The organism is Puerhibacterium puerhi, from assembly GCF_009846865.1.
GTDB classification, from domain to species: Bacteria; Actinomycetota; Actinomycetes; order Actinomycetales; family Cellulomonadaceae; genus Puerhibacterium; species Puerhibacterium puerhi.
Genome location: NZ_WUWN01000033.1, coordinates 20775 through 32312, shown reverse-complemented (window position 1 = coordinate 32312; position 11538 = coordinate 20775). Strand labels below are relative to the sequence as shown.

General features: G+C 76.8%; 11 protein-coding genes. 4 read left to right on the top strand and 7 right to left on the bottom strand.

What is annotated here, in order from left to right:
• Window positions 1-54 precede the first annotated feature (54 nt).
• From GSF02_RS14530 to GSF02_RS14520, 3 genes are all read right to left on the bottom strand, one after another.
• Window positions 55-789 (bottom strand): phosphodiesterase, encoded by a 735-nt coding sequence (locus GSF02_RS14530; protein WP_159797745.1) that lies wholly within the window; start codon window positions 787-789, stop codon window positions 55-57.
• A 66-nt stretch (window positions 790-855) separates the two neighbouring features.
• The gene (locus GSF02_RS14525) at window positions 856-1554 is read right to left on the bottom strand and encodes a response regulator (RefSeq protein ID WP_159797743.1); all 699 of its coding nucleotides are present in this window, start codon (window positions 1552-1554) and stop codon (window positions 856-858) included.
• Entirely contained in the window at window positions 1551-3059 is a 1509-nt protein-coding gene (locus tag GSF02_RS14520) for a sensor histidine kinase (protein ID WP_159797741.1), read from the bottom strand. The genes GSF02_RS14525 and GSF02_RS14520 overlap by 4 nt, the downstream gene beginning before the upstream one ends.
• Before the next feature lie 128 nt (window positions 3060-3187).
• Here GSF02_RS14520 and GSF02_RS14515 point away from each other — a divergent pair, with 128 nt between their 5' ends.
• From GSF02_RS14515 to GSF02_RS14500, 4 genes are all read left to right on the top strand, one after another.
• The gene (locus GSF02_RS14515; protein WP_159797739.1) at window positions 3188-4036 is read left to right on the top strand and encodes a GAP family protein; all 849 of its coding nucleotides are present in this window, start codon (window positions 3188-3190) and stop codon (window positions 4034-4036) included.
• Between the two features lie 79 nt (window positions 4037-4115).
• The gene (locus GSF02_RS14510; RefSeq protein WP_235915593.1) at window positions 4116-4655 is read left to right on the top strand and encodes a GNAT family N-acetyltransferase; all 540 of its coding nucleotides are present in this window, start codon (window positions 4116-4118) and stop codon (window positions 4653-4655) included.
• Window positions 4656-4732: 77 nt separating this feature from the next.
• The gene (locus GSF02_RS14505; protein ID WP_201308944.1) at window positions 4733-5308 is read left to right on the top strand and encodes a 1-acyl-sn-glycerol-3-phosphate acyltransferase; all 576 of its coding nucleotides are present in this window, start codon (window positions 4733-4735) and stop codon (window positions 5306-5308) included.
• Between the two features lie 89 nt (window positions 5309-5397).
• Window positions 5398-5664 (top strand): hypothetical protein, encoded by a 267-nt coding sequence (locus tag GSF02_RS14500; RefSeq protein ID WP_235915592.1) that lies wholly within the window; start codon window positions 5398-5400, stop codon window positions 5662-5664.
• A gap of 14 nt (window positions 5665-5678) precedes the next feature.
• Here GSF02_RS14500 and GSF02_RS14495 read toward each other — a convergent pair whose 3' ends face one another.
• From GSF02_RS14495 to GSF02_RS14480, 4 genes are all read right to left on the bottom strand, one after another.
• Window positions 5679-6914 (bottom strand): dipeptidase, encoded by a 1236-nt coding sequence (locus GSF02_RS14495; protein ID WP_159797735.1) that lies wholly within the window; start codon window positions 6912-6914, stop codon window positions 5679-5681.
• Window positions 6915-6936: 22 nt separating this feature from the next.
• On the bottom strand, window positions 6937-7299 hold the full coding sequence (locus GSF02_RS14490) for an RNA-binding S4 domain-containing protein (protein WP_159797733.1): 363 nt from the start codon (window positions 7297-7299) through the stop codon (window positions 6937-6939).
• Between the two features lie 69 nt (window positions 7300-7368).
• Complete coding sequence (locus tag GSF02_RS14485) at window positions 7369-8958, bottom strand: glycoside hydrolase family 43 protein (RefSeq protein ID WP_159797731.1); 1590 nt, start codon at window positions 8956-8958, stop codon at window positions 7369-7371.
• Window positions 8955-11384: a beta-xylosidase/alpha-l-arabinosidase gene (locus tag GSF02_RS14480; protein WP_159797753.1), complete on the bottom strand. Its 2430-nt coding sequence runs from the start codon at window positions 11382-11384 to the stop codon at window positions 8955-8957. Before GSF02_RS14480 ends, GSF02_RS14485 begins: the two co-directional genes overlap by 4 nt.
• Between the last annotated feature and the right edge of the window lie 154 nt (window positions 11385-11538).

Sequence of the window (11538 nt, the reverse complement as noted above, 5' to 3'; positions counted from 1 at the left end):
CCCACTTCCCTAGCCGTCGGCCGGCTGGGGCGGGGCGGGGCGGGACGGCGAGGGTCAGGCCGGGCCGCTGCGTGGGCCGCGGGCCGGCGTCGGGGAGCCGGAGCCGCGCCGGGCCGCGGCGTACGACTGCGACCGCAGCAGGTCCTCCCACCGGTACGTCCCCAGGCCCCGCGGGGCGTTGAGCGTGGGGTCGAACCGCACCTGCGGGTCCTCGCCGTCGCGCGCCGGCGCCGCGCGCCCCGGCAGCAGCGGGCCGCGCAGCTCGAGGGCGCCGAACCGCTGCCACGGCCCGGCCGGAGTCGCCTGCAGCAGCTCGTAGGTCAGCGTGCCGGTGGCGCGGGTCGCCGCGGCGTCCGGCCGCAGCGCGAGCAGCACCGGGCCCGACGCCGTGCGCAGCGGCATCAGCGTTCCGAACCATCCGCCGAGCCGCCGGCGCGGCAGCGGGGTGAACCGCAGCAGCCGCCCCGGCCGGCTCGAGGAGAACAGCAGGTCCTGCGGCTCGCCGTCGGCGTGCCAGCGCACCGCGAGCCCGACGACGTCGGGCCAGCCGCGCGGCAGGCCTGCCCCGAGCGACAGCCGCGCGAGGGCGTCGGTGCGGCCCTGCGGCAGCACCTCGGCGCCGGCCTCGTCCTCGGCGACGACGAGCGCCGCGTCGAGCAGCACGCCGCGCGGGTGGATCGGCCGGGCGCGCAGCACGCGCGCCAGGGCTCCGAAGACGACGGCGAACGCCGCGCCGACGGGTCGGGCGACGACCTCGACGGGCCGGGTCAGGGTGGTCGACGACGGCATGGCGCCACGGTGGCACGGGCCCGCACCGCTCGCGCGACCGCGCCGGGTGCGTGCCGTCGCCAGCCGTCAGACCAGCCCCACCTCTCGCGCCACGATCGCCGCCTGCAGCCGCGAGCTCACCCCGAGCTTGGTCAGCACCCGCGAGACGTGCGTCTTCGTGGTGGCCTCGGTGATCACCAGCGTGGCAGCGATCTCGGCGTTGGCCAGGCCCCTGCCGAGCGCCACCAGCACGTCGCGCTCGCGCGGCGTGAGCGCCGCGACGCGGGGGTCGCCGTCGGCCGGCGCCGGCTCGCCCACCGGGCCGGCAGCGGGCCCGGCGGCACCGGCCGCCCCACCGCCCGCGGGCAGCCCGGCGAGCTGCCGCAGCAGCCGCCGGGTGACCTCGGGCGCCAGCACGCCGTCGCCGGCGGCGACCCGCCGCACGGCGTCCACCAGCGCTGCCGGCTCGGCGGACTTGAGCAGGAACCCGGCAGCCCCGGCGCGCAGCGCCTCGTCCACGTACTCGTCGAGGTCGAACGTGGTCAGCACGAGCACCTCCGCCAGCCCCTCGTCGACGACGGCCCGCGTCGCCGCGATGCCGTCCGTGCCCGGCATGCGCACGTCCATGAGCACGACGTCGGGGCGCAGCGCCCGCGCGTTCGTGACCGCCGCGGCGCCGTCGGCGGCCTCCCCCACGACGACGACGTCGCCGGCCGCCTCCAGCAGCATCCGCATGCCCGCGCGGATCGCGGCGTGGTCGTCGGCCAGCAGCACCCGCACGGTCATGCCTCGCTCCTCGTCCCAGTCCTCGTCCCAGTCCTCGTGCCAGCCCTCGTCCCTGTGCTCGTCCCGGCCCTCGTCCCGGCCGGTGGAGCCGCGCCCGGACCGGCCTCAGCGCCGTCCGCACCCTCCTCGGCGCCATCGGCCTGCGCACCAGCGAGCGGGATCGCCGTGCGCACCTCCCAGCCGCCGGACGGCGTCGGGCCCGCGGCGAACGTGCCGCCGAGCCCCTCGGCACGCTCGCGCATCGTGAGCAGGCCGGTGCCGCCGCTCAGCGCGGCGTGGTCCCGTCCGGGCGCGAGGCGCGCCCCGCCGGGTGCGCCCGCGCCGGACGCGCGCCCGCGGTCCGCGCCCTCGCCGGACGCGCCGCCGTCGTCGGCGACCACCAGCTCCACCCGCTCGCCGTGCGCGCCGGCCACGTGCCGCACCCGGACGACGACGGCGCTGCCCGGCGCGTGCTTGACGACGTTGGTGAGCGCCTCCTGCACGATGCGGTGCAGCGCCTGGTCGACCACCGCCGGCACCGGGCAGCCGAGCACGCCGCCGGCGTCGTCGAGCTCCACGCGCGAGCCGGCCTGCCGCGCGCGGTCCAGCAGCGCACCGACGGCGGCGGGCGTCGTCAGCCGCGCGGGCGCGGCCACCTCCGACGCGCGCCGCACGTCCGAGCGCAGCAGCAGGATCATCGCGCGCATCTCCTCCAGGGACGCCACCGCGCTGGCACGCACCTGCTCCAGGGCGGTCCGGTCCCGGCCGGGGTCGGCCGGACCCGCGAGCGCCGCCCCGGAGTGGATGGCGATGGCGGACAGGTGGGAGGCGACGGCGTCGTGCAGGTCTCGCGCCATGGCTGCCCGCTCCGCGCGCACCGCCTCGTGCCGGTCGAGCTCGCCGATGCGCTCGAGGTCCGCGGCGCGCTCGCGCTCCAGGGCCGCCTGCCGCTCGGCGAGGTCGGCCCGCTGGCGCTCGAGCGCTGCCAGCTCGGACTTCTGGCGCACCGTGGTGGCCCACCACAGCGGCATGAGCAGCACCGCCGCCATCGTCAGCCCCAGCGACACGACCACGCGCAGGTCGCCGGCGGCGACGGCGCCGGCCACCGCCGCGCCGCCGGCGACGGTCGAGGTGGCGATCCACAGCCAGCGGCGCGCCCGTGGCGTCATCCACAGGGCCGCCGCGTACAGCAGGTCCCACAGCACCATCAGCAGCGCCAGGCTCCCGCCCCACCACAGGTCGACGGCCACCAGCGCCGCCCCGCCGAGCAGCGCCCGGACCGGGTGGGCGCGCTTGGCGAGCAGCAGCAGGCAGCCGAGCGCCAGGAGCACCAGGTGCCACCAGCCGGGCACCACCGGGGCGTCCTCGTAGATGCCCCCGAGCCCGACGGCGAGCGTCAGCGCGCCGATCGCGAGCGTGCTGACCGCGTCGACGACCAGGCCGCGGCGGTCCTCCCCCGAGGGCGCGACGACGGCGCGGGCCACCTCGCCCGCCAGCCCCCGCCACCACCTGCTGCCGCTGCTCACAGGCCCATCCCAGCACGTCCGCGGCGCGGCCGGATCCGACGAAAGGTGTACGCCGCCGCCGCGGCCGCGGCGAGGATCGATCCTCCGGCCGACGCGCGGGGCGGTCCGCGCCGGGCAGGCTCGCGGGCATGGACATCCTCTCGCTGGACATCCCCGCAGGCGCGGGCCTCGCGGCGATGGCCGGGACGCTCGTGGTGCTGGCCCTCCTGGACTCCACGAGCTTCGGCACCCTCGCGGTCCCCGTGTGGTTCCTCCTGGCGCCCGGCCGGCCCCGTGCGGCCCGCATCCTCGCCTACCTCGCCACGATCGCCGTGTTCTACCTGGGCGTCGGCGTCGCCGTGCTGCTCGGCGCGGGTGCGCTGCTCGAGCGGTACCAGGGCCTCTTCGACACCCGAGGGTTCACCTGGGTGCAGCTCGTGGTCGGCGTCGCGCTCTTCGCGCTCAGCTTCCGGTTCGACGGCAAGCGCGCCGCGCGGCGCCGGGCCGAGCAGGAGGCCGCGGGCCTCACGCCGAAGCCCGGACGGCTGCAGCGGTGGCGCGAGCGGGCGCTGGGGCTCGACGCCGGAGGTGCGGGGGTCGCGCCCGGGGCGAGCGCGGGGGCCGACGCCGGGACGCGCCCCGTGCTGGTGCGCGCGCGCCCGTCGGCGCTGCCGCTCGTGGGCCTGGCGCTCGGCGCCGGCGTCGTCGAGGTCGCCACGATGGTGCCCTACCTGGGCGCCATCGGGATCCTGTCCGCGTCGGGACTGCCGACCGGCACGAACGTCGCCATCCTCGCCGCGTACTGCCTGGTCATGGTGCTGCCGGCCCTGCTGCTGACGGTCGGGCGCCTGTTCGCCTCGCGCCTCGTCGACCCGCTGCTGCGGCGCATCGACGCGTGGTTCGCGAAGAACGGTGAGGAGACGACCGGCTGGATCCTCGGCATCATCGGATTCGTCCTGGCGTTCCGGGCGGCAGGCACGCTGGGCATCATCGGCTGACGCCGCCCGCCAGGATGCCGGGGCGCCGCACGGGCGGCAGGGGGGTCTCGTGCGGCGTCCCGGCCGTACGCTGTGCGGCGTGCACCCGGTCCCGCTGTCCGACGACGTCGTCCTGCGCCTGCTCCAGCCCGGCGACGGCGAGCGGCTGCTCGCTGCGTACCGGCGCAACCGCGAGCACCTGGCGCCGTGGGAGCCGGAGCGCACCGAGGTGTTCTGGACGGCGGACTGGCACGAGGAGCAGGTCGCCGGCGCGCTGGCCGGCCATGTCGCCGGCCGCGCCGTGCCGCTGGTGCTGGTGCAGGGCGAGCGCGTCGTGGGGCGGCTCAACGTCGACGACGTCGTGCGGGGGGCGTTCCGCAGCGCGCACCTGGGCTACTGGGTCGACGCCGCGATGACCGGGCGCGGGCTGATGACCGCCGCGGTCGAGGCCGCCGCGGCCCACTGCCGCGACACGCTGCGGCTGCACCGGCTGCAGGCGGCCACGCTCGTCCACAACGTCGCGTCGCAGACGGTGCTGGCGCGCACCGGGTTCGAGCGCATCGGCACGGCGCCGAAGTACCTCAAGATCGCCGGGCGCTGGCAGGACCACGTGCTGTTCCAGCGGATCCTGCACGACTGAGGCCGACGGCGCGCGAGCGTCACCGCCGTCGGCGGGCCGGCGGCGCGAGCTCGGCGCGGCCCCGCTACCGTCGCCGCATGCCGATCAGCCGCGCCCTCGCCCGTGCCTACTGGCGCCTGAGCCGGTGGGAGCTGCGCACCGAGCCGTTCCCCGCCCGCTCCGGCCTGCTGGTCGGCGCGCCGCACACGTCCAACTGGGACTTCGTGTTCATGCTCGCCATCGCCGGCGCGGCCGGGGCGAAGATCCGCTGGCTCGGCAAGCACACGCTGTTCCGGGGGTGGCGCGGGCCCCTCATGCGCCGGCTCGGCGGCATCCCGGTGGACCGGCGCGACCCGGCCGGCGTGGTCGACGACGTCCTGGCGATGGTCCGCTCGGGTGAGGTCGTGCACCTGGTGGTCACCCCGGAGGGCACCCGCGGGTCGAGCCAGGGCTGGCGGTCGGGCTTCTACCGCATCGCCCGGGAGGCCGCGCTCCCGGTCACCCTCGGGTACGTCGACCGCACGACGATGAGGGTCGGGCTCGGCCCGACGATCGACCTGACGGGCGACGTCCGCGCCGACATGGACACCATCAGGGCGTTCTACGCGGACAAGTCCGGGTTCCGCCCGGCGCTGCGCACCGAGCCCCGCCTCACGCTCGAGGACGCGGGCTGACGAGTTTCGCCCACGATTCACCCCCGCCCGGCATGCGGACGGCCCTCACCTGCGATAACACTGGGTCCACCGAAGGAGTGGGGGCCACCATGAGCAACGTCGACGCCGGGTCGATGACGATCGCGCTGCTGACGGCGTGCTCGGACCCCGAGGGCCCGGGCATCCGGTCCGAGGTGGTGCAGCAGCTGCTCGACGAGGCGACCGCCGACACGCAGACCGCCCGCGCCGTCCTGACCACGATGCTCACCGCGTCGGTGGTGTCCCTGCGCGCGTTCACCGAGGCGGCCAGGCGCGACCGGGCCGACGTGCTGCAGACGCTCGGCATGGACTGGACGCGCCGCCGCCTCGGCGTCTGAGCCGACCGCCGCCGTCAGCCGTCGAGGTCGGCGATCCGCGCGACGCTCGGCGCGCGCTCGGCCTGCAGCCGCCGCGCCACCGCCTCGGCGTCGCGCAGCACCCGCATCACGTTCCCGCTGGTCAGCTTGCCGAGGTCGGCGTCCGACCAGCCACGCTCGGCGAGCGCGACGAGCAGGTTCGGGTAGCCGGAGACGTCCTCGAGCCCGGGCGCGAACCCGGACGAGCCGTCGTAGTCGCCGCCCAGGCCGACGTGGTCGACGCCCGCCACGTCGCGCACGTGCTCCACGTGCGCGACGACGTCGTCCAGCGTCGTCGGCGGCACCGGGTGCTCCGTGGCCCGCTGCGCGCTGAACGCGGCGAACGCGGCGTAGTCGTTGGGCGCGATCCCCGCCGCCCGCGCCGCCTCGCCGGCCTCCGCGCGCCACCGGCCGATCGCGGGCGTCACGAAGCTCGGCACGAACGTCACCATGCACACGCCGCCGTTGCCGGCCAGGCGCGCCAGCACGTCGTCGGGCACGTTGCGCGGCACGTCGCACACGGCGCGCGCGGAGCTGTGGGAGAAGATCACCGGCGCCTCGCTGACGTCGAGCGCGGCGCGCATCGTGCCGGCCGACACGTGCGACAGGTCCACGAGCATGCCCAGGCGGTTCATCTCGCGGACCACCTCGCGCCCGAACGCCGACAGGCCGCCGTGCGGCGCGGGGGCGTCCGTGGCCGACTCCGCCCACGGGGTGCTGTGGTTGTGCGTGAGGGTCATGTACCGCACGCCCAGCGCGTACAGGGTGCGCAGCGCGCCCAGCGAGGAGTCGATCGACTGGCCGCCCTCGGCGCCCAGCAGCGACGCGATCCGGCCCTCGCGCCAGGCGGCCTCGACGTCGTCGGTCGTCAGCGCGAGCCGGAAGTGCTCGGGCCAGCGCTCCACCATCCGGTGCACCGCGTCGACCTGCTCGAGCGTCGCGGTGACCGCGCTGCTGCCCGGGAGGTTCGACGGCACGTACACCGACCAGAACTGGGCCCCGACCCCGCCGGCGCGCAGCCGCGGCACGTCGGTCTGCGTGCGCCCGCCGGTCCCGGCGGCGACGTCCAGCGCCGACCAGTCGTAGGCGACCAGGTCGCGCGCCTCCCACGGCAGGTCGTTGTGCCCGTCCCACACGGGGTGCTGGGCGAGGACGGCGGCGACGCGGGCCCGGGCGTCGGCGGGCGTGGTGGTGGGGGCGGCGGCAGGGGTCGGCTCGGGGCTGGCGGTCATGCCGCGAGCCTAGACGCGCCGGTCAGTCGCGGCGCAGGCCGCGCAGCCTGTCGATCTCGCGCCGCTCGCGCTTGGTCGGCCGGCCGGTGCCGCGGTCGCGGATGCCGACGGCCAGGCGCTCCTCGCGCGGCGGCACCGGCGGGCTGTGGTCGGCGTAGGCCTGGACGGCCAGCGGCGCGGCGACGCGCTTGGGCAGCAGCTCCCGCACCTCGACGTCCCGCTCGCGCAGGGTGTCCCGCCAGGTGACGCGGTCGCCGACCTTCACCGCGGTGGACGGCTTGGCGACGACGCCGTTGACCCGCACGCGGCCGGCCCGCAGCAGCGTCGCGGAGGCCGAGCGGCTCTTGAACAGCCGCACGGCCCACAGCCAGACGTCCACGCGCATGCGCGCCAGCCTAGGACGTCCGCCTCCCCCGGCGTTGTGGGACGCCGGCGGGGCGGGGCGGGGCGGCCGTCAGGCGGGCGGCGCCTCGTCCACCGGGGCGTAGACGAACCGCTCGACCGTCACCGTGGACGTCGACGGCGCGCCGTCGCTCGTGGCGAAGACGCCGAGCCACAGGCCGAGGAACCCGCCGGTCGCCACGGAGTCGAGCGTGCGTCCGTCGGCGGTCGCCACCACCGCCGGCCCGCCCGCGCCGTGCGACGGCGGCGCCACCGTCAGCGCGTAGTCCTGCCCGCGCGCGGCGACGCCGAGCTCCAGCACGCCGCCCGGCGCCTCGAGGGTCACCTCGCCCAGAACCTGCTCCGCCCCGGCGCGCCGGTGCACCGCGCGCACGCGGTACCCGCCGTCGGGTGAGGGCTCGGCCGCGAGCGTCACGTGGTCCCGCTCCGACTGGCGCACCACCACGCCGGCCCGCTCGCCCGGCGCGAGGCCGTCCACGCGCACCGTCGCGGCCACGTCCACGTCGCGGTGCTGCTGGCGCACGCCGAGGAACGCCGGCGTGCCGGCCTCGGTCAGCGTGGCCGGCAGCACCCGCAGCGCCCAGCCCTCGCCGTCGGGCGTCGCGAACGACGACGCCGGTGCGCGCAGCGACGTCCACCGCACGTCGCCGGGCCGCACGACGCCGGCGGCGACGTGCTGCGGCGCGCCGACGGGCCCGGCCGGGTCGGCGAACGGCACCTCGACCGGCCGCGGCACGCGGCCGAGGCCCGGCGCGAACACCGGCCACCCGTCCTGCCACGCCACCGGCACGAGGAACGTCTCGCGCCCGCGGTTGTAGTGGTAGCCGCCGTACGGCCGCATCCCGAGCAGCACCGCCCACCACGAGCCGTCCGGCCCCTCGACGAGGTCGGCGTGCCCGACGCCGACCACGTCGACGTCCCGGCCCAGGTGCCGGTGGGTCAGCACGGGGTTGGCCCGGTTGCCCTCGTACGGCCCGGTGACCTTCTCCGCGCGGGCGACCGACACGGCGTGGTGGAACTCCGTGCCGCCCTCGGCGGCGAGCAGGTAGTACGTGCCGCCCACCTTGTACAGGTGCGGGCCCTCGGCCCACACCGCGCCGCGCACGGCGCCGGTCCACAGCACGTGCTCGGGCCCGACCAGCCGCATGGTCGCCGGGTCGAGCTCGCGCAGCCACACCTCGGTCTGGTGGAACCACTCCGGCTCGGCCGCGAGCCGGGTGCCGTGCACCCACACCCGCCCGTCGTCGTCGAAGAACAGCGACGGGTCGATGCCGGACTCCCCCAGCCACACCGGGTCGGACCACGGCCCGGCCGGGTCGCTCGCCGTCACGACGAAGTTGCCGCCACGGGCGTCGTCCTGCTGGTCCACCAGCGTGCACACCAGCCAGAACAGCCCGTCGTGGTGGCGCAGCGTCGGCGCGTACAGCCCGCCCGAGGAGGCGATGCCCGCGTAGTCGAGCATCCCCTCGCGGTCGACCACGTGGCCGACCTGCTCCCAGTGCACCAGGTCGCGGCTGTGGAGGACGGGCAGCCCGGGGAAGTACTCGAACGTCGAGGTGACCAGGTAGTAGTCGTCGCCGACGCGGCAGACGCTCGGGTCGGGGTAGGTGCCCGCCAGGACCGGGTTGGCGACGAGGCTCACGCCCCGACCGCCCCGCCCGCCTCGCTCACCGTCACGCCCACCACGCGGGCGTCGGCCACCGTCACCTCGTGCACGTCGCCGGTGAGGGCGACGACGGCGCGCGACGTCGCGGTGCCGGGCAGCCGGCGCTTCTCCGCCTGGCGCTCGTTGGTGATGACGCCGCCCGTGGCCTCCTGCACGCCGTTCCCGGCGGCCGACGCCGCCGCGTGCGAGCCGACCCACACCTCGACGTCGCCAGGCTCGACCACCTTGACCATCCGGCGGTCGGTGAACGCGAACCGGGTGGTGGGCACCGCGAACGTGACGCGGCGCGACTCGCCGGGCGCCAGCTCGACGCGGGCGTAGCCGAGCAGCTGCGCCAGCGGGCGGGTGACGGATCCCTGCACGTCGTGGCCGTACAGCTGCACGACGTCGGCGCCCGCCACGTCGCCGGTGTTGGTCACCGTCACGGCGGCGGTGAACGCCCCGCCGGCGGGCGCCTGCGCGTCCACCTCGAGGTCGGCGTACTCGAACGAGGTGTACGTCAGACCGAACCCGAACGGGCGCAGCGGGGTCGAGTCGGTGCTGGTGACGTCCGACGGCCCGCCGAGGATGGGGTGCAGGTAGGAGTACGGCTGGGCGCCGCTGGAGCGCGGCAGCGACACCGGCAGGCGGCCCGACGGCGTGGCACGCCCGGCGACGAGGTCGGCGATCGCCAGGCCGCCGCCCTCGCCCGGGAAGAAGGCCTGCAGCACGGCGCCGGGGCGCGTCCCCTCGCCGTCGAGCGCCCAGCCGATCGCGTAGGGGCGGCCGGTGAGCAGCACCATGACCACGGGCGTGCCGGAGCCGACCACGGCCTCCACGAGCGCGCGCTGCACGCCGGGCAGCTCGAGCGACTCCGAGTCGTTGCCCTCGCCCACGGTGCCACGGCCGAACAGGCCCGCCTGGTCGCCCACGACCACGACCGCGACGTCGGCGCCGGCCGCGGCCTCGACGGCCTCGGCGAAGCCGGAGGTGTCGTCGCCCTCGACCGTGCAGCCCTCCGCGAAGACGACCTCCGGCGCGGGGTCGCCGGCCTCGGCGGCGGCCTCGCCCAGCACGGTGGCGAGCGCCTCGCGCACCGTCGGGATGGCGAAGCCGAGCTCGTGGTCCGGGTAGTGCGCCAGCACGTGGTTGGCGAACGAGTAGCAGCCCTGGAGGGCCTCGGCGCGGTCGGCGTTGGGGCCGACGACGGCGACGCGCCGCGGCGCCGCGGTCCACCGGTTCAGCGGCAGCAGGCCGTCGTTGGCCAGCAGCACCACCGACTCGGTGGCCAGGCGCCGGGCGATCTCCTGGTGGCGCGGCGAGTCGAGGTCGACCGCGGCGGGCGGCTCGTCCTCGAACGCGCCGGGCTCGAGCAGGCCGAGCTCCTCCTTCTGCGCCAGGGCGCGCAGCACCGCGCGGTCCACGTAGGCCTCGTCGAGCTCGCCGGCGCGCACCTTGGCGGCCAGCGGCGCGAGGTAGGCGTCGCCGCCGGGCAGCTCGACGTCGATGCCGGCGGTCAGCGCCAGGGCGGCGGCCTCGCCGCGGTCCTTGGCGATGCCGTGCATGACCTCAAGGAACGCCACGGCGAAGTAGTCGGCCACGACGGTGCCGGTGAAGCCCAGCCGCTCGCGCAGCAGGGTGGTGAGGTACTCGGCGTTCGACGCCATGGGCACGCCGTCGATCTCGGCGTAGGAGTTCATCACCGAGCGCACGCCGCCGTCGAGGATCGCCATCTCGAACGGGGGCAGGAAGACGTCGGCCACCTCGCGCGGGCCCGCCGAGACGGGGGCGTGGTTGCGCCCGGCGCGCGAGCCGGAGTAGCCGAGGAAGTGCTTGAGGGTGGCGTGCACGCCGGCGTCCTCCAGGCCGCGCACGAACGCGGTGCCGACCGTGCCGACCAGGTAGGGGTCCTCGCCGATGCACTCGTCGACGCGGCCCCAGCGCGGGTCGCGCACGACGTCGAGGACCGGCGCCAGGCCCTGGTGCGCCCCGAGCTCGCGCATCGAGTCGCCGATCGCGCGGCCGACCTGCTCGACCAGCTCCGGGTCGAACGACGCGCCCCAGGCCAGCGGCGTCGGGAACGTCGCGGCCTTCCACGCGGCGACGCCGGTGAGGACCTCCTCGTGCACCAGCGCCGGGATGCCCAGGCGGGTCTCGCGCTTGAGGCGGCGCTGCTCGGCCCACAGCCAGGCGGCGCGCTCGGTGGGCTCGACCGGGCGGGTGCCGTACACGCGGGTGTAGTGGCCGATGCCGTGGCGAGTGATGTCCGCCAGCGAGTCGGAGCCCTGCTGGGCCATCTCGCCCTGCATCGGGGCGACGACGTTGCCGCCCTGGTCCAGCCAGTAGCCCACGATCTGGGCGAGCTTCTCCTCGAGGGTCATCCGGGCGTGCAGCGCGCGCACGCGCTCCGACACCTCGGGCATCGCCGGGACGTGGGCGGCGGCAAGGTCGGTCACAGTGCTACTCCTTCAGCGACGTCGCTGGTCGGGGACGGCGGCCCGGGCGTGGCCCGGGCTCGCCGGAGGTGGTGCGGGCCGGCGCTGCCGGCGTGTGGTGCGCCGGTCGCTGCCGGCGGGT